The 18,417-nt window shown below is 60.1% G+C and carries 17 protein-coding genes; 8 read left to right on the top strand and 9 right to left on the bottom strand.

The features are described 5' to 3' along the window. Window positions 1–86: 86 nt before the first annotated feature. The 3 genes from prpC to ALP40_RS04090 form a co-directional block, all read right to left on the bottom strand. Window positions 87–1,214 (bottom strand): 2-methylcitrate synthase, encoded by a 1,128-nt coding sequence (gene prpC, locus ALP40_RS04100; protein WP_122207002.1) that lies wholly within the window; start codon window positions 1,212–1,214, stop codon window positions 87–89. Between the two features lie 140 nt (window positions 1,215–1,354). Beyond that, window positions 1,355–2,248, bottom strand: a complete 894-nt coding sequence (prpB, locus tag ALP40_RS04095) for a methylisocitrate lyase (protein WP_122207001.1) — start codon at window positions 2,246–2,248, stop codon at window positions 1,355–1,357. Further along, entirely contained in the window at window positions 2,245–2,952 is a 708-nt protein-coding gene (locus tag ALP40_RS04090) for a GntR family transcriptional regulator (RefSeq protein WP_122207000.1), read from the bottom strand. The genes prpB and ALP40_RS04090 overlap by 4 nt, the downstream gene beginning before the upstream one ends. 287 nt (window positions 2,953–3,239) lie before the next feature. Between ALP40_RS04090 and ALP40_RS04085 the strand changes: the two genes are divergently transcribed. The 4 genes from ALP40_RS04085 to pabB all read left to right on the top strand — a co-directional run bounded on the left by ALP40_RS04085 (window position 3,240) and on the right by pabB (window position 7,739). Then, window positions 3,240–3,776, top strand: a complete 537-nt coding sequence (locus tag ALP40_RS04085) for an ATP-dependent zinc protease (RefSeq protein WP_122206999.1) — start codon at window positions 3,240–3,242, stop codon at window positions 3,774–3,776. Window positions 3,777–3,780: 4 nt separating this feature from the next. Next, window positions 3,781–5,319, top strand: a complete 1,539-nt coding sequence (locus ALP40_RS04080; protein ID WP_122206998.1) for an inactive transglutaminase family protein — start codon at window positions 3,781–3,783, stop codon at window positions 5,317–5,319. After that, on the top strand, window positions 5,319–6,296 hold the full coding sequence (locus tag ALP40_RS04075; RefSeq protein ID WP_183136001.1) for an alpha-L-glutamate ligase-like protein: 978 nt from the start codon (window positions 5,319–5,321) through the stop codon (window positions 6,294–6,296). Before ALP40_RS04080 ends, ALP40_RS04075 begins: the two co-directional genes overlap by 1 nt. Window positions 6,297–6,392: 96 nt before the next feature. Continuing rightward, entirely contained in the window at window positions 6,393–7,739 is a 1,347-nt protein-coding gene (gene pabB / locus ALP40_RS04070) for an aminodeoxychorismate synthase component I (protein ID WP_122206996.1), read from the top strand. Window positions 7,740–7,806: 67 nt separating this feature from the next. On the opposite strand, the gene ALP40_RS04065 is transcribed toward pabB, so the two are convergent. Both ALP40_RS04065 and ALP40_RS04060 read right to left on the bottom strand, forming a co-directional pair. Next, a complete protein-coding gene (locus ALP40_RS04065; RefSeq protein ID WP_122206995.1) occupies window positions 7,807–8,088 on the bottom strand; it encodes a hypothetical protein in 282 nt (93 codons plus the stop codon). 98 nt (window positions 8,089–8,186) lie between these two features. Continuing rightward, complete coding sequence (locus ALP40_RS04060; protein WP_122206994.1) at window positions 8,187–9,080, bottom strand: LysR family transcriptional regulator; 894 nt, start codon at window positions 9,078–9,080, stop codon at window positions 8,187–8,189. 123 nt (window positions 9,081–9,203) lie between these two features. Here ALP40_RS04060 and ALP40_RS04055 point away from each other — a divergent pair, with 123 nt between their 5' ends. The 3 genes from ALP40_RS04055 to ALP40_RS04045 all read left to right on the top strand — a co-directional run bounded on the left by ALP40_RS04055 (window position 9,204) and on the right by ALP40_RS04045 (window position 12,264). Then, entirely contained in the window at window positions 9,204–9,905 is a 702-nt protein-coding gene (locus ALP40_RS04055) for a CoA transferase subunit A (protein ID WP_122206993.1), read from the top strand. 58 nt (window positions 9,906–9,963) lie between these two features. After that, complete coding sequence (locus tag ALP40_RS04050) at window positions 9,964–10,620, top strand: CoA transferase subunit B (RefSeq protein ID WP_122206992.1); 657 nt, start codon at window positions 9,964–9,966, stop codon at window positions 10,618–10,620. A 225-nt stretch (window positions 10,621–10,845) separates the two neighbouring features. Next, the gene (locus ALP40_RS04045) at window positions 10,846–12,264 is read left to right on the top strand and encodes a short-chain fatty acid transporter (protein WP_122206991.1); all 1,419 of its coding nucleotides are present in this window, start codon (window positions 10,846–10,848) and stop codon (window positions 12,262–12,264) included. Window positions 12,265–12,280: 16 nt separating this feature from the next. Here ALP40_RS04045 and ALP40_RS04040 read toward each other — a convergent pair whose 3' ends face one another. From ALP40_RS04040 to ALP40_RS04030, 3 genes are all read right to left on the bottom strand, one after another. Continuing rightward, window positions 12,281–12,772 carry a MarR family winged helix-turn-helix transcriptional regulator gene (locus ALP40_RS04040; protein WP_122206990.1) on the bottom strand — a complete coding sequence of 164 codons (492 nt, stop codon included), beginning with the start codon at window positions 12,770–12,772 and terminating at the stop codon, window positions 12,281–12,283. Between the two features lie 120 nt (window positions 12,773–12,892). Next, window positions 12,893–13,213, bottom strand: coding sequence for an antibiotic biosynthesis monooxygenase (locus ALP40_RS04035; RefSeq protein WP_122206989.1), 321 nt, complete (start codon window positions 13,211–13,213; stop codon window positions 12,893–12,895). A gap of 198 nt (window positions 13,214–13,411) precedes the next feature. Continuing rightward, window positions 13,412–14,344: a 2-hydroxyacid dehydrogenase gene (locus ALP40_RS04030; protein ID WP_122206988.1), complete on the bottom strand. Its 933-nt coding sequence runs from the start codon at window positions 14,342–14,344 to the stop codon at window positions 13,412–13,414. Between the two features lie 324 nt (window positions 14,345–14,668). On the opposite strand from ALP40_RS04030, the gene ALP40_RS04025 reads away from it, so the two are divergent. Continuing rightward, complete coding sequence (locus ALP40_RS04025) at window positions 14,669–15,823, top strand: glycerophosphodiester phosphodiesterase (protein ID WP_122207430.1); 1,155 nt, start codon at window positions 14,669–14,671, stop codon at window positions 15,821–15,823. 57 nt (window positions 15,824–15,880) lie between these two features. Here ALP40_RS04025 and ALP40_RS04020 read toward each other — a convergent pair whose 3' ends face one another. Beyond that, the gene (locus tag ALP40_RS04020) at window positions 15,881–18,076 is read right to left on the bottom strand and encodes a TonB-dependent siderophore receptor (protein ID WP_122206987.1); all 2,196 of its coding nucleotides are present in this window, start codon (window positions 18,074–18,076) and stop codon (window positions 15,881–15,883) included. Window positions 18,077–18,417 lie beyond the last annotated feature (341 nt).

The raw sequence follows: 18,417 nt of genomic DNA, 5'->3' as shown, positions 1-18,417 counted from the left end.
TGCGGGCTCGGTTCATTGCGGACGACATCAGGATGGTTTCCAAGAACAGGCGGGAAGCTCATCGGCGGCTTCCCTGCCCGTCTGAATCAGCGCTGCTCGATGGGCACGAAACTGCGCTGTTCAACACCGGTGTACTCGGCGCTCGGACGAATGATGCGGTTATTGCTGCGCTGTTCGAACACATGCGCTGCCCAGCCGGTCAGGCGCGAGCAGACGAAGATCGGCGTGAACAGCTTGGTTGGAATGCCCATGAAGTGATACGCCGAGGCATGGTAGAAGTCGGCGTTGGGAAACAGCTTCTTCTGCTCCCACATGACCTTGTCGATGGCCTCGGACACCGGAAACAGCACGGTATCGCCCACTTCATCGGCAAGCTTCTTCGACCAACCCTTGATCACCTCGTTGCGCGGGTCGGACTCTTTATAAATCGCATGGCCGAAGCCCATGATCTTTTCCTTGCGCTCCAGCATGCCCAACGTGCCTTGCGTCGCCTCATCGGCCGAGCCGAAACGCTGAATCATGTCCATCGCCGCTTCGTTGGCACCGCCATGCAACGGACCGCGCAATGTGCCAATGGCCGCAGTGATGCAGGAATACAAATCGGACAGCGTCGATGCGCAGACCCGTGCGGTGAATGTCGAGGCGTTGAACTCGTGTTCGGCGTACAGAATCAGCGACACGTCCATGACCTTGCGGTGCAGTTCGCTGGGGGTCTTGTCCAACAGCAGGTGCAGGAAATGTCCGCCGATAGAGTCTTCGTCGGTGATGCAGTCGATGCGTTTGCCGTCGTGGCTGAAACGATACCAGTAGCACATGATTGCCGGAAAGGCGGCCAGCAGGCGGTCGGTTGAGTCGCGCTGCTGTTCGAAACTGCGCTCTGGTTCCAGGGTGCCCAGCATGGAGGCGCCGGTGCGCATCACGTCCATCGGGTGAGTGTCGGCGGGGATGCGCTCAAGCACTTCCTTGAGGGCCTGAGGCAGTTCGCGCAGCTCTCTGAGACGCTGCATGTAGGTGGTCAACTGGATTGGGGTGGGTAACTCGCCGTACAGCAGCAGGTAGGCGACTTCTTCGAAACGTGCCTGCGCCGCCAGTTCGCGAACGTCATAGCCGCGATAGGTCAGGCCAGCGCCAGCCATGCCGACGGTGGACAGGGCAGTCTGTCCGGCGACCTGGCCCCGCAGACCTGCGCCGCTCAATACTTTTGCTTCAGCCATTGCATTCTCCAGTTCTTGAAATTGTCGGGAATGATCCTTTGAATATCCCGCTCGTGCGCCGCGAAACACTCGAGAGCGGACGCCGAGCGTCCCGGGCGGCGTTACCACGCAGGAGCGTAGGAACGATCAATAGGCTTCGTTCAGCCTTTCTTCTGCGCAAACAGCGCATCGAGCTTCTGCTCGAAGGTGTGGTAGTCGATGGCGTCGTACAGCTCCATTCGGGTTTGCATCGTATCGATCACCTGTTGCTGGGTGCCGTCGCGGCGGATCGCGCCGTAGACGTTTTCCGCCGCCTTGTTCATGGCGCGGAAGGCAGAAAGAGGATAGAGCACCAGCGAAACGTCAGCGTCGCGCAGCTCGTCCACGGTAAACAATGGCGTGGCGCCGAACTCGGTGATGTTGGCCAGAATCGGCACACCGGCGCGGTTGGCGAACTGCTTGTACATCGCCAGTTCAGTGATCGCTTCCGGAAAGATCATGTCCGCCCCGGCTTCGATGCAGGCCTCCGCCCGCTCCACCGCCGACTCCAGCCCCTCCACCGCCAGCGCATCGGTGCGCGCCATGATCACGAAGCTGTCGTCCGTCCGCGCATCGACGGCGGCCTTGATACGGTCGACCATTTCCTGCTGCGATACGATTTCCTTGTTGGGCCGGTGCCCGCAGCGTTTGGCGCCGACCTGATCCTCGATGTGAATCGCGGCCGCGCCTGCCTTGATCATCGAGCGCACGGTACGCGCCACGTTAAAGGCAGAGGAGCCGAAGCCGGTGTCGACATCGACCAGTAATGGCAGATCACAGACATCGGTAATCCGGCGCACGTCGATCAGAACATCCTCAAGCCCGGTGATGCCCAGATCGGGAATGCCCAACGAGCCTGCCGCCACACCGCCGCCGGACAGGTAAATGGCCCTGAAACCGGCACGCTTGGCCAACAAGGCGTGGTTGGCATTGATTGCACCCACCACCTGTAACGGCTGTTCGCTGGCAACCGCGTCACGAAAACGCTGTCCGGGAGTTGTGGTGTCGCGACTCATGGTTCACCTCGTTCGGTAGCGGCCTGATAGTGGCGCTCGATGTTGCGTCTGGAAGCACCGATATGACGGCGCATCAATAATTCGGCCAGCTCGCCATCGCGCTCGGCAATGGCATCGAGAATACGGTGGTGTTCGGCAAAGGCCTGGCGGGGTCTGTTGGGCGTGGTGGAAAACTGGATGCGATACATGCGCACCAGTTGATAAAGCTCGCCGCAGAGCATCTGGCTGAGGGTGCGATTGCCACTGCCCTGAATGATCCGATAATGAAAGTCGAAATCACCTTCCTGCTGGTAGTAGCCGACGCCAGCCTGAAACGCGGCATCGCGTTCGTGGGTATCGAGCACCCGACGCAACTCGTCGATCTCTTCGCTCGTCATCCGCTGCGCCGCCAACCGACAGGCCATGCCTTCAAGGGATTCGCGGATTTCGTAGAGTTCGATCATCTCGGCGTGGCTGAGCGAGACAACACGGGCACCGACATGGGGGATACGAACCACCAGACGCTGACCTTCAAGCCGATGGATCGCTTCACGCAGTGGCCCACGGCTGATGCCATAGGTGCGTGCCAGTTCCGGTTCGGAAATCTTGCTGCCTGGCGCGATCTCGCCCTTGACGATGGCTGCCTGAATGCGCCGAAAGACGTTCTCGGAAAGCGTTTCCGACTCATCTGCAGAAGCAGGCGTATTTTCAAGCGAAGCCAACATTGTCGACACCTCGGCACTGGTTAGGCGCAAATCTAGCGCTTGAACGCTATTGCGTCAAAGATAAATCAGGCATTGTCGACAATCGTCTAATGAAGGTGACCAACAGATTAATCGCCAATCCAGGCCGCGAACCACTGGATAACTGGCACCCTGACCGCTTCATGCTAGAATCCGCGCCACATCTGCACAGTGCTGGTGCGCCGTTGCGCCACTGCCTGTTCTTCATCATCAGGTCCATCCCGCTTGCGCCCTGACCTTCCAGTTTTTCGCTCATCGCGCCAGGATTTATGAGATTCCATACCCTCACTACGCTGCTCTGCCTTCTGTGTGTGTCGCCTTTCTGCGCTGCTGCCGCCAAAACGGTCTATGGCCTCAACGAATACGCCCGGTTGACCGACATTAATCTGGAGGTGGCGGCCAAGCTCGACACCGGCGCCAAAACGGCCTCGCTGAGCGCTCGTGAAATCAAGCATTTCAATCGCAATGGCGAGCGTTGGGTTCGCTTCTACCTGGCCATCGACAACACCCATGCGCACCCCATAGAAATGCCGCTGGCGCGGGTCAGCAAGATCAAGCGTCGCGCCGATGATCGCGACCCGGATGATGAAAAACAGTACACCGCACGGCCGGTTATCAGCCTGGCTGTCTGCATGGGTGAAGTTTTACGCACCATAGAAGTGAACTTGACCGACCGAAGTGCTTTCCAATACCCGCTTTTGATCGGCTCCGAAGCGTTGAAACACTTCGATGCGCTGGTCGATCCAAGTCTTAAATATGCGGCAGGGAAGCCTGGCTGCGCTTCCGTCGCTCAAAACGCAGAGTAAATACATGCGCGCTCTCACGCTCCATCTGAAAATCCTGATCACTGTCCTGGTGACCCTGGGCATTGCGATCACGGCCTATCAGATACTGGCGCTCGGCATTCCGGTGTCCGAAGACGAAACCGACGACCTGTGGAACATCGACGCCAAGGTCGAGTTCATCGCCAACCCCAAGGACTCGGTCAAGATCCAGATGTTCGTGCCGCCACTGGCCCACGATTACATCAGCCTCAATGAAAGCTTCATCTCCAACAATTACGGCGTCAGCGTCAACCGTGGCGACGGCAATCGTCGGGTCACCTGGTCGACCCGCCGCGCCACCGGCAACCAGACGCTGTATTACAGGCTGGTTTTGACCAAGCGCTACAGCGGCGAAAAGCCGAAGGTAAAAGGCCCGATCTTCCGCGACAGCCTGCCCGTGGAAGGCCCGGAAAAAGTCGCTGCCGAAGCGTTGCTCGCACCGATTCGCCAGCACTCGGCCGATGTCGAAACCTTCATCACCGAAGCCATCAAGCGGGTCAACAACCTGAGCGATGACAACGTCAAGCTGCTGCTGGCGGGCGACACTTCCGCTGGCAAGAAAGCCCAGGTCACCGAACTGCTGCTGTCCATTGCCCACGTGCCGCTTGAGAAAGCCCACACCATCCGCCTGAACGCCGATCAGCCCCAGACACCTGAACTGTGGCTGCGCAGCTTCAATGGCAAGGAATGGCTGTATTTCAACCCGGACACGGGCGAAGCCGGTTTGCCGGACGACCGCCTGCTCTGGTGGACGGGTGAAGAAAATCTGGTCACGGTCGAAGGCGGCAAAAAGGTGCAGGTCACCTTCAGCCTGAACAACAGCGAAATGAACGCCATGCGCCTGGCCAAGCTGACCGACGCCAGCACCGACTCGGACTTCCTCGCCTACTCGCTGTACGGCCTGCCGCTGCAGACCCAGCAGACGTTCATGATCATGGTCATGATCCCGATTGGCGTGCTGGTCATCCTGATCCTGCGCAACCTGATCGGCCTGCAGACCCTGGGCACCTTCACGCCCGTGCTGATTGCCTTGGCGTTCCGCGAAACCCAATTGGGCTTCGGCATCGCCCTGTTTACGGTGATCACCGCGCTGGGGCTGTCGCTGCGTTCGTACCTTGAGCACCTCAAACTGCAAATGCTGCCGCGCCTGTCCGTCGTGCTGACCTTTGTGGTGGTGCTGATCGCCGCCATCAGCCTGTTCAGTCATAAACTGGGGCTGGAACGCGGTCTGTCGGTGGCACTGTTCCCGATGGTCATCTTGACCATGACCATCGAACGCCTGTCGATCACTTGGGAAGAGCGCGGCGCCAGCCATGCCATGAAAGTGGCCATCGGCACGCTGTTCGCGGCCTCCTTGGCGCACCTGATCATGAGCGTGCCGGAACTGACCTACTTCGTGTTCACCTTCCCCGCCGTGCTGCTGGTGCTGGTCGGCTTCATGCTGGCGATGGGCAGATACCGCGGCTATCGCCTGACCGAGCTGATGCGCTTCAAAGCGTTCCTGAAAGAGGAACAGGCCAAGTGATCGGCTGGTGGAAAACCTGGAAGGCACTGGAAGCGCGCGGGATCATGGGCATCAATCGGCGTAATGCCGACTACGTGCTCAAGTACAACAAGCGCAGCCTGTACCCGATCGTCGATGACAAGATCATCACCAAGGAGCGGGCCATCCAGGCTGGTATTCACGTGCCCGAGATGTATGGCGTGATTTCCACGGAAAAGGAGATTGACCAGCTCGACGAGATCATCGGTGGGCGCAGCGATTTCGTGATCAAGCCGGCACAGGGCGCGGGCGGTGACGGCATCCTGGTGATCGCCGACCGTTTCGAGGACCGTTATCGCACGGTGTCGGGACGCATCATCAGCAAGTCGGAAATCGAGCATCAGGTATCCAGCATCCTGACAGGCCTGTATTCACTGGGCGGGCACCGAGACCGGGCGCTGATCGAATACCGCGTCACCCCGGACCCTATCTTCAAAAGCATCAGCTACGAAGGCGTACCGGACATTCGCATCATCGTGCTGATGGGCTACCCGGTCATGGCCATGTTGCGCCTGCCCACCCGTCAATCGGGCGGCAAGGCCAACCTGCACCAGGGCGCCATCGGCGTCGGCGTGGACCTGGCCACCGGCATAACCCTGCAGGGCACCTGGCTGAACAGCATCATCAGCAAGCACCCGGACACCACCAATTCGGTCGATGGCGTGCAACTGCCCAACTGGGACGGTTTCATGAAGCTTGCCGCCGAATGCTACGAGCTGTGCGGACTGGGCTACATTGGTGTGGACATGGTGCTGGATCAGGACAAAGGGCCGCTGATCCTGGAACTCAACGCCCGTCCCGGTCTGAATATCCAGATTGCCAACGACAGCGGCCTGACGCACCGAACCCAGGCGGTAGAAGCACGTATCGAGCAATTGGCCCAGGACGGCCGACAGGAAACGCCACAGGAGCGGGTCGAGTTCGTGCAGGCACTGTTCGGCCACGTGCCCAGCGCCTGAGAGCGATCAGCTTCTGCCCAATCCCGACATACCCCTAGGAGGCGACACGCCACAGGACTACAATCCCCGGCCGCGCCTCCATACTGACGTTTCGACATGCCCACCTGCCTGATACACCCCCTGCCCTATAGCGCCGACCCGGCGGTGTATTTTTCACGAATCCGCCAGGCTGCGGGTGCGGTGCTGCTCGACAGCGGCAGGCCTACAGCTGATCGAGGCCGCTTTGATCTGCTCAGCGCCTGGCCCTTGCAGGACCTGACGATCCAGGCAGAGGAAACCGGCGGCGCTTACATTGACCGCCTGCGCAAAGGCCTGGCTGTGCTGGGCAACACCTGTTTGCCGAGCGGTGCCGAGCTGCCCTTCGCGGGCGGCCTGATGGGGTACCTGAGTTATGACTTCGGTCGCCGTCTGGAACCGCTGCCGAATCAGTCGATTGACGATCTGCAACTGCCTGAAGCGCGTCTAGCGCTGTATGGCTGGGCGTTGATCAGCGACCATCAGGCGCAGACCAGCCAATTAGTCTTTCATCCAGTCGTGACCGAAGTCGAGCGCGCCCGCCTGATTGAGCTGTTCGAAGGCACATCGGCACCTGCCGACCCGCCTTTTTCGCTGCAAAAGCCCTTCGCCGCCAGCATCAACGCCCGCGAGTACCGGCAGGCATTCGAGCGGATTCAGGACTACATCCAGGCAGGCGACTGTTATCAGGTCAACCTGACCCAGCGTTTTCAGGCACCGTGCGTCGGTGATCCGTGGCAAGCCTACCAGGCACTGCGCTCAGCTTGTCCGACGCCCTTCGCAGGGTTCATGGCGTTGTCGGGTGACGAGGCGATCCTCAGTCTTTCACCCGAACGATTCGTGAAAGTCAGCGACAGGCACGTCGAAACCCGGCCGATCAAGGGCACCCGCCCGCGTGGCGGCGACCCGGAACAGGATGCGGAGTTCGCCGAGCAACTGATGGGCAGTGAAAAGGATCGTGCCGAGAACCTGATGATCGTCGACCTCTTGCGCAACGACCTCGGCCGCAGTTGCAAAACAGGCTCCGTGAAAGTGCCGGAGCTGTTCAGCCTGGAGAGCTACCCCAACGTGCACCATCTGGTCAGCAGCGTGACGGGCGAACTGGCGGCTGAACATGATGCACTGGACCTGATCGCGGGCAGTTTTCCCGGAGGCTCGATCACGGGCGCGCCGAAGATTCGGGCGATGCAAATCATCGATGAACTGGAGCCCACCCGGCGCAGTGTCTATTGCGGTTCGCTGATGTACCTGGATGTGCGTGGGCAGATGGACAGTTCCATCGCCATCCGCAGCCTGCTGGTCAAGGACGGGCAGGTTTCATGCTGGGCCGGTGGCGGCATCGTTGCCGATTCCGATTGCGAAGCGGAGTATCAGGAGACCTTTACCAAGGTTCGGGTTCTACTTGAAACGCTGAACGCCTTGATCTGACCGACAGATAACGACAGGACGTCAGGCTAAGGCTCTTTGGACGTTCGAGAAAACGGGAATCGCGCGATCAGCCCTGAGGGTTCTGATCCAGAGTGCCGCGATCAACACTGATTTCGCCCTGGCTGTCGAACTGACGAACCTGCTGGATTTGCGGATCGGCCAACAGCTGCGACTTGCGTGCCTGATATTCCTCGAAAGACAGACCGCGACGATTCAAATCTTCCAGCGCCAGTTGATGGCTTTCCTCGACCGAATAAGGACGCAACTCGACAGCGTGATGAGTGGAACAGCCGGACAGCAGCGCTACGGTGAATGACAGAACAAGAGCAAGGGCAAGCATGCGGTTCATGAGGGGCCTCCAGGCTGGCTTCATTTCGGGAATGAAGCAAGGTTACGCCCCGCCCTCTCGCGGCAAAAATCAACCGGCGTGATAGTGGCTATCGACTTTTACAGCCCCTGTTTACGGGCGTGTTCGATCAGCACTTCACGCAATGCCTGTGCCGCCGCCGACAGCTTGTGATCGGTCAGCATCATCAAACCGATACGCCGTTCGATCAGCGGCTCGACCAGGGGAACACAGCGTGCGCCGAGTTCCTGCATCTGCTCGATGCACAGTGAAGGCACCGCACTCACGCCCAGCCCGCTGGCGACCATACGCCCGATGGTCGACAACTGGTGGCTTTCGAACGCCACCGACAACTTGCCGTGACGCGATTCGATGGCGTGCTCCAGCAGCAAACGCACGGCGGACGGCCGCTGCAAGGCAATGAAGTCCTCTTCCAACAGCTCGGCCCAAGTCACCTGCGCACGCGTGGCCAGCGGCGAATCGATGGCCACGACGGCGACGAATCGATCCATGTAAAACGGCGTGAATAACAGCGCACTGCTCGACTCCGGCTCAAAACCGATCCCCAGTTCGACCCGGCGATGGCGCACCATTTCCAGCACCTGCTCATTGACCACGTCATGCACGGCGACGTTGACCCGCGGGTAACGGTCGCGAAACGTCTTCAGCGCGCCCGGCAGGAGGTTGCCAGCGAACGAAGGCATCGCCGCGATGGAGACTCGCCCCGTCTGCAAGGTAAAGCGCTGACGCAGCAGCTCCTCGGTGTTGTCCCAGTCGGCCAGCAGCTGGCGCGCCAGCGGCAAGAGGGTTTCACCTTCCGGTGTGAGGCTGACGTTGCGGGTGGTGCGCGTGAGCAACTGGCCGCCCAGATCCTCTTCAAGTCCCTTGATCGTCAGGCTCAGGGCCGGCTGCGACAAGTGCAAACGCTCGCCTGCCTGGGCGAAACTCAGGTACTGCGCCACGGCCAGAAAAGCACGAAGCTGCTTCACGTTCATATATTTATCTTTCTTATTAATCGATCAGAAAAACAAAATTAACAAATCACTGGTCCCGAGAGAAGATGCAGGTCACCGATCCTCCGGCAACGTGCCGGTCACAACTCTAAAAGGCGGATCATCATGGCTGGGCTCGACAAGCGAGTGGCAACGTACGAGGAGGCCCTCGCCGGGCTGACCGACAACATGACCGTGCTGTGCGGCGGCTTTGGCCTGTGCGGCATCCCGGAGAACCTGATCGCGCAGATCAAACGCATGGGCATCAAGGGCCTGACGGTGGTGTCCAACAACTGCGGCGTCGACGGTTTCGGCCTGGGCATCCTGCTCGAAGACCGGCAGATCCGAAAAATGATTTCTTCCTACGTGGGTGAAAACGCCTTGTTCGAACGCCAGTTGCTGAGCGGCGAACTGGAGGTCGAACTGACCCCGCAAGGCACCCTTGCTGAAAAACTGCGGGCTGGCGGCGCGGGCATTCCTGCGTTTTACACCGCCACCGGCTACGGCACGCCCGTGGCTGAAGGCAAGGAAACCCGCCAGTTCAATGGCCGCAATGTCATTCTCGAAGAAGCCATCACCGGCGACTTTGCACTGATCAAGGGCTGGAAAGCTGATCACTTCGGCAACGTGGTCTATCGTCACACCGCGCAGAATTTCAATCCCGTCGTGGCCACCGCAGGCAAGATCACTGTGGTCGAGGTCGAGGAAATCGTCGAGCCCGGCGTGCTGTTGCCGACCCAGATCCACACCCCTGGCATTTATGTCGACCGTGTGATCCAGGGCACTTTCGAAAAACGCATCGAGCAGCGCACCCTCAGAAAATTCTGAGGGCAACAAGCGCTCCACGAAGCACGAATCGGCACACACCACAAAGAGATTTCAGATCATGGCACTCTCCCGCGAACAAATGGCTCAGCGCGTCGCCCGTGAACTCAAGGACGGCTACTACGTGAACTTGGGGATCGGCATTCCGACGCTGGTCGCCAACTATGTCCCGAACGACATCGACGTCATGTTGCAATCGGAAAACGGCCTGCTGGGCATGGGCGAATTTCCCACCGAAGACACCATCGACGCCGACATGATCAATGCCGGCAAGCAGACCGTCACCGCGCGCGTCGGCGCATCGATTTTTTCTTCCGCCGAATCGTTTGCCATGATCCGCGGCGGTCATGTAGACCTGACGGTGCTGGGCGCGTTTGAAGTGGACGTCGAAGGCAATATCGCCTCCTGGATGATCCCCGGCAAACTGGTCAAGGGCATGGGCGGCGCAATGGACCTGGTGGCGGGCGCAGACAACATCATCGTCACCATGACCCACGCCTCCAAGGACGGCGAATCCAAACTGCTGCCTCGCTGCAGCCTGCCATTGACTGGCGCAGGTTGTATTCGCAAGGTGCTGACCGACCTGGCCTACCTTGAAATCGAGAACGGCGCGTTCATCCTGCGCGAACGCGCGCCGGGGGTGAGCGTTGAAGAAATCGTCGCCAAGACTGCCGGCAAACTGATCGTGCCGGATGATGTGATCGAAATGACGTTTTGATTTCGTCACTGTCGGGTATCCGCGGCGCATCGGGATGCGGACGCGGAGCGTCCTGAGCTGCATTCCCATGCGGAGCATGGGAACGACCCATATGAAGGCTGAAGGATGACCATGCCAACGCTCCGCGTTGGCATGGAGCCCGTGACGCTCCACGTCCCAGTCTCACGCGAACGCAGAACACCGTCACCATCGAAAAACCAATAATAATGACAACAGGACAGCCAGATGGCCGCCAACCTCGAAGAAAGCCGCTCCGCCAGATTTGCCCTGCGCTGCGCCGCATGGGCTGAACGCTGGTTTCCCGACTCCTGGGTCTTTGCCGCACTGGCTGTAGTGATCGTCACCCTGGCCACGCTAGCCATTGGTGCCAGACCTGCCGAAGCGGCAAAAGCCTTCGGCGATGGCTTCTGGAGCCTGATCCCGTTCACCATGCAAATGGCGTTCGTCGTGATTGGCGGTTACGTGGTGGCCAGTTCCCCCCCTGCGGTCAGGCTGATCGACCGTCTGGCGCGCATCCCGCGCAACGGTCGCTCGGCGGTGGCCTGGGTCGCCTTGATTTCCATGCTCGCATCCCTGCTCAACTGGGGACTGTCGCTGGTATTTGGTGGCCTGCTGGTGCGCGCCCTTGCACGCCGTACCGACCTGCGCATGGACTACCGTGCCGCCGGTGCCGCCGCCTACCTGGGTCTGGGTGCTGTCTGGGCGCTCGGGCTGTCATCGTCGGCCGCGCAATTGCAGGCCAACCCCGCCAGCCTGCCGCCCTCGATTCTGGCGATCACCGGCGTCATCCCCTTCACCGAAACCATCTTTCTCTGGCAGTCCGGCGTCATGCTGGCGGCGCTGGTGGTCATTTCGCTGATCGTCGCCTACGCCACAGCACCCGGCCCCAACAGCGCACGCGATGCCAACGCCTGCGGCATAGACCCTGCGTTCAGCCTGCCGCCCCTGCCTGCCCGCTCGCGCCCCGGCGAGTGGCTGGAATACAGTCCGCTGTTGATCATCCTGATGGTAATGCTCGGCGCGGGATGGTTGTTCAACGAGTTCTCGACCAAACCGGCAATCACTGCGATTTCCGGGCTGAACACCTATAACTTCCTGTTCATCATGCTCGGCGCACTGCTGCATTGGCGGCCCCGCAGTTTTCTGGATGCCGTAGCACGCGCAGTGCCGACCACCACCGGCGTGCTGATCCAGTTTCCGCTGTATGGCTCGATTGCAGCGCTGCTGACCACGGTCAAGGGCGGCGATGCGCAGACGCTGGCGCATTACATCTCGACATTCTTCACCAGCATTGCGTCCCACGACACTTACGCGGTGTTGATGGGCGTGTACTCCGCAGTGCTCGGTTTCTTCATCCCGTCGGGCGGCGGCAAGTGGATCATCGAAGCGCCCTACGTGATGCAGGTCGCCAACGACTTGCAGTATCACTTGGGCTGGGCCGTGCAGATTTATAACGCTGCCGAAGCCTTACCCAACCTGATCAACCCGTTCTACATGTTGCCGCTGCTGGGCGTACTGGGCCTGAAAGCACGCGATCTGATCGGTTTTTCGTTCGTCCAGTTGCTGGTACACACGCCCCTGGTGCTGTTCCTGCTGTGGGCCTTGGGCACGACGCTCACGTACACGCCGCCCGTGATGCCATGAAACCGGGCTGAACGGCTCAGGTTACTTCGTCACCGTAATCGGCCGCTGCCACCTGGGCCAGCAAGGCACGCAATTCCAGCGCCCGTTCAGGTCCCAACGCCGTTTCATAAGAGCGTTGGGCCTGCTCCCACAGCGCCTGAGACTCAAGCAGCTTTTCGATACCGGCCTGGGTCAAGTGAACCCGACGGCTGCGCCTGTCGTCCGGGTCTACCCCAACCGACACCAGTCCTTCGCGCTCCAGGGGCTTGAGATTCTGCGCCAGCGCGGAACGATCGATAATCAGTATCGTGGCCAGCTCAGTCATGGTCAGCGCCTGATTGCGGGCGATCTGCATCAGGATCGAGCGTTGCGTCGAGCGCAAACCGCACGGTGCCATTACAGCGTCGTACAGCTGGCAGATACGGCGGCTCGCCCGGCGCAGGCTGGTGGCGTGGCAAATCACCTGCGCGGGAACATTCAGGCCTTCCGGAATACGCAGCGTACCGTTCGGGGTCAGGTCGTGATTCATAGGGGCTCCCGTGTCTAGCGCGCAATGCTGGCATATCCCCGCAAATTGAAACAGCACCTTGGGTCGCATTCTGTTTCTGCGTCTTGCCCGGTGGGCGATATTCCAGAATATGACCGGCTCTCAAAACGAATAATCCCGCTCGACCTTACACACCCGCGTCGTGAACGATTGATACCAGCAGGCTCGGCCCTGCTCGCGCACCTCAGCATGCTCGGCATGTGCCTTCCAGGCCCGAATCGCAGCCTCATCGGCCCAGTAAGATAGGGTAATGCCCAGGCCGCTTTCATCTCGCGCCGACTCAACCCCGAAGAATCCCGGCTGCTGCCGAGCCAACTCGATCATCCGCTGCGCGGCTTCACCGTAGTCCAGCCCGTCATCAACCTTGCGCAATGAGGTGAATACCACGGCGTAATAAGGTGTGGGAAAACGTGAGGCGATCATCGGTGATCACCGTGATGACCGATTCGGCACACGCCCCGGAAAACCTTATGCAACGTTGGTGTTTCGCCCTTCCCGCTTATCACGTCCATGCCCTGCTCCCTGATCAATGTCATGCATTATGGGCAGAACTATAAGCAGGCAAAAGCGCAAGCAGAATGGGCAATCAGGCACGTTATCCGTGCAGCCACGCAATATTTTTCAACTGCAAACGGGCGTCAGCACCGGCTTGCCGGCGAAGAAGGCCAGCAGATTGTCGTTGACCTTCTGCACGCTGTCTTTCGACGCCTCGGGCGACAGGCCTGCCACGTGTGGCGTCAGCACCGCATTGCCCAAGGCCTTGAACACGTCGGGTACGCTGGGCTCGTCGTCGAACACGTCCAGTGCCGCGCCGGCAATCTCTTGGTTTTGCAGGGCCGCGACCAGAGCGTCCGTGTCCACGACACTGGCACGGGCGATGTTGACGAGAAAACCCTCGGGCCCCAGTGCCGCCAGTACCGAGGCGTCGACCAGATGATGGGTGCTGCTGCCGCCTGGCGTCGCGATGACCAGAAAATCCGATGCGCTGGCCAGCGCCTGTACGGAGGCGTGCCAGGTGTAGTCGCAATCGGATCGCGGCGTGCGATTGTGATAACCGATGCTGATATCGAAGGCCTCAGCACGCTTGGCAATCGCCAGCCCGACCGCACCCAGGCCGATGATGCCCAGACGCTTGCCCGCCAGCGAAGGCCGCACCACCTTGCGCCATTCGCTGCGGCGCACCGACGCATCGGCCTGCGGGATATCACGCACCAGTGACAGCAGCAGCGCCAGCGCATGATCGGCGACGGTCGGCGCATTGACGCCCGCGCCGTTGGTGACCGTAATGCTGCGCGCCTCGGCGGCTGGCAGGTCGACCTTTTCATAGCCTGCGCCGCTCACGCAAATGATGCGCAAATTGGGCAAGGCATCCATCTCTTCGGCGAAGAACCCCAACGGACCGCGCGTGACGACCGCATCGATGGCCTCTGCGTGCGCCGCAATGGCTTTAGCGCGCAGCTCGGCTGTGGGTGCGCGAATCAGCTCGAAGCCACTGTTTTCCAGAATCGGCAAATAGGTATCCAGATTCTCGACCAGCACCAATACCGTTGTCATGCCCGCTCCTGTCTGAGGATCAAAAGCCAGACAGTAACCCGAGTCGACGTGCTTGTGCAGAGGCATTTAGCGAAGGGACAGCCCGCGTTCACACAGTCGTCTCATTCGGCGGACACACTGTTATCAAGAATCCCCGGCCCGGCGCAGGTATAGCGTTGCGCTATTATTGCGTGCCGTAAACGGCATTCAGGGCGACATCGCGCAGCAAGGAACGACACCCCACTTGCCGTATCGAAAGCGATGTTGTTAATGCTCAAGAGTGCGCCGGCGTCGACACTGCGCGAGGCGATCAACCGCTTTCTCATTTCAAGGAATCATCAGCCCATGCAAGGATTTTCCACCTTCCGGTTCAACAAGACTCCGCTGGCCAGACTGCTGGTTGCGACGGCCATTGCCGGGGCAATGCTGTCTTCAGGTGCCGTTTCGGCAGCCGATGCGCCAGGCAAAGTATTGAGCGCGAAACTGGGCCTGCCGTGGCCAGCCGTGATTGCCCACCGAGGTGCTTCGTTCGACGCACCGGAAGAGACCATCCCGGCCTATACCTTGGCGCGGGACTTGGGCGCGGATTATCTGGAGATGGATATTCAGCGCACCAAGGACGGCGTGTTGATCGCCCTGCATGACGATGTGCTGGAACGCACGACCAATATTGCCGAAGTCTTTCCGAAACGTGCCAAAGACCCCGTCAGCACCTTTACCCTGGAAGAACTCAAGCAGCTGGACGCAGGCTCCTGGTACAACAAGGCTTACCCGGACCGCGCCCGTGACAGCTATGTCGGCTTGCAGATCCTGACGCTGGATGAGGTGATCGACATTGCCGAGGGCGGCGCGAACAAACCCGGCCTGTACATCGAAACCAAAGTGCCGTCGCAGTTTCCCGGTGTCGAAGCCGACCTGAAGAAAGTCCTGGCCAAACGCGGCTGGCTCGCTGACCGCCCGGCTGCAGCGCCGGGGCGTGTGAATGTGGCGCACATGCCGGGGCGTGTGGTGTTGCAGACGTTTGAGAAACAGAGCCTGGAGCTGCTGCAGAAAGAAATGCCGAAAGTGCCCAAGGTCATGCTGCTGTGGATCGGCAAAGGCTCCATCGAACCCAAATCCGACGTTGCCTTCAAGGATTCAGGCTTCAAGGACAAATCCAGCTATTACGCGGCCCAGGAGGTCAAGTCGCCTGAAGAGTTCGAAAGCTGGATCAACTGGGCCAAAGCCCACGGCGCCATCGGCACCGGCCCGTCCTCCCAATTGGCCAAGGGCGGCGACCAGAGCTACATGGACCTGGTCAAACCGTGGATGAACAACCTGACCCACGAGAAAGGCATGGTGATTCATCCCTACACCGTGGATGACGCGGCGGACTTCAAACGTATCAGCCAGGACGGCGCAGACGGTTTCTTCACCAACCGCACCGCCGAGCTGCTTAAGTTCTACGACCGTCCGGCCAAGGAAAGCATCGACGCGATCCTGAAGCGCAACGGCTACTGATGACCTGTAACCGCCGACTGCATAGCGCTATGCAGTCGGCGGTTTGCTGTCTGTCCGTCAGAAGTTGATAGTGCCAGACACTTTCAGCGTACGCGGCTCGCCCTGGGTCAGGTAGCCGCCGTTGGCCGATGCCCAGTAGTCTTTGTTCATCAGGTTTTCAACGTTGGCGCGTAAGGTGACGTCCTTCTGTGCCACGTTGAAGGTGTAGCGTGCGCCCAGGTCGAAGCGGTTCCAGGTCGGAATGCTTTGGGTGTTGGCCGCATTGAGGTACTGGCCGCCTGTGCGCAGCATGCGCGCATTGACCGCGGCCCCTTCGATGCCCGGAATGTCCCAGTCAGCCCCGGCGTTGAACTGGAAAGTCGGCACGCCCACCGCGTTATTACCATCGTTGCTGCCGCCAGAGGTGCCGCTCAATTCGGTGTCCATCAGGGTCAGGCCGGCCAGCAGACGCACACCGCTGACAGGCTCGCCGAACACGTTCATTTCCACGCCCTTGTTGCGCTGCTCGCCCTCACGCACATAACGCGTCCCACTGCTTTCCTGAACCTGATAACCGTCGGCCGGTTGCTCGATGCGGAAAACTCCAAGGCTCGCGCCGAACGTGCCCATGTCCAGCTTCACACCGGCTTCGACCTGTTTGGAACGCGCGGGCGGGAAGATCTCGCCGGGGTTGATCGTAACGCCGTTCGGTGCGGTCGGGCCTTGCGCCAGACCTTCGATGCGGTTGGCGTAGAAGGACACGTAGCGCCAGGGCTTGAACACCACGCCATAAATCGGCGTAGTGATTGCCTCGTCGTACAGCGACGTGCGCGGCCCGCTGCCATAGGCGTAACCCTGAACCCGCAACTGTTGACGGCGCAGGCCTGCCGTGATGAGCAAGCGATCATCGAAGAACCCCAGCGTGTCGGAAACCGCAGCGCTGCGCATGCGGCTCTTGCCCGTAATGCCAGGGTCGTTCAGATCGCCCGCCGTTGATCCGTCCAGCGCCGGGCGAGTCGTGGACACCGGGTCGTAGATATTGCCGCTGACAGGGTTTTCCGTGCGGCCGAACGCGTACGCGTTGCGCTGCTCGGTCCAGATACCCGAGAGCCCGAAGTTGACCTTGTGGCTGACCGGACCGGTCTGCAGGTTGCCGTTGATGCCCGTCATTGCGGTCTTGTTGTCTTCATCATGAGGAATGAAAGACGGTCGCGCCGTGGTGTTGCCTGCGGCGTCGTTGATGGTCGGGGAACCATAAATACCGGTTTCGCGGGTGTGCTTGGCACCAGCCGCCGCGTAAAGCATCCAGTCATCATTGAGGTCGTACTCGACGCGGCTCATGCCGAAGGTGTCCTCGGTTTCGGTCCAGGTCCAGTTCGGCGCGTAATTGTTATCCGAGTCGGGCGCATGGGGCACGCGGGTCAGGCTGCTGCCGAGAAATACCGTATTGCGACTCTGGTTGATGCGTTGCTTCTGATAAGCGAAATCGCCGGACACGCGAAAGTTGTCGCCCCGATAATCCAGACCCAGCGCGAACAGTTTGCTGCGGTGCTCTTCGTCATCGACGCCGGTCTCACCTTCACGCTGTGACAGATTCAGGCGTGCACCGAAGCGGTTGTCCTCACCGAAACGCTGGCCCAGGTCCAGATGTTCGCCCACCCGGCCGTCGCTGCTGATGTCGGTGGTGAACCGACGTGTCGGCGTGTCCCCTGCGCGTTTGGGCTGCAGGTTCACGCCACCTCCGATGCCTGAGCCGGTGGGCGTGACTCCATTGATGAACGCATTGGGCCCCTTGAACACTTCGACACGCTCCAGCGCATCGGTGGAAATGATCTGTCGAGGCAATACGCCGTAAAGGCCGTTGTAGGAAATGTCGTCAGTCGCAAGCTCAAAGCCGCGGATTACGAAGACTTGCGACGCGTTGGCATAGCCCGACGACTGACGAACCGAGGCGTCGTTGAGCAACACGTCACCAATGTCCTCGGCCTGCTGATCCTCGATCAACTGCTCGGTGTAGCTGGTCATGCTGAACGGTACGTCCATGATGTCCGAGCTGCCCAGCACACCCAATTGGCCGCCGCGCGCAACCTGGCCTCCCGCGTAAGCGGAAGGCAGCGCTTGCGGGTCAACCTTGTCGGCGCTGATCGCGGTTTCGCCCAGCACCATCGCACCGCCCGGTAAAACCGGTGTGTCGGTTGCCGCCCAGACGGGCAGCCCAAGGGAACAGCAAAACGCAATCAGCGTCAGACGAAAAGGAATCGGCGAGGTGTGCATGGGGAGGTCCTGCTAAACGATAAGAGGGGCTGGGCAGCGTCCTTCCCTGACTGCGCCCTTGCTATTTAGATGCGAAATGCTATCAGGTGTGACTGGGAACGGTTATCGTTTATTTGTTTGCAAAGAGCTATAACGCGGGTTTCACGACGAAAGGCGGACGCGGAGCGTCCTGAGATGCATGCTCACGCGGAGCATGGCTACGATCAGTCCTCCGGATCATTCAGCCGAACGCTCGATGTGCGTCACCTCTCAGGGAGCCCACTGAGATAAGGAAATGCCTTGAAACGCATGGTCACACGTTGAAACAGGACACTGGCGGCGACCTGTTGCGTTGTCTGGTG

The organism is Pseudomonas viridiflava (genome assembly GCF_003702045.1).
GTDB classification, from domain to species: domain Bacteria; phylum Pseudomonadota; class Gammaproteobacteria; order Pseudomonadales; family Pseudomonadaceae; genus Aquipseudomonas; species Aquipseudomonas viridiflava_C.
This window is presented reverse-complemented; position numbering and strand designations above follow the sequence as displayed.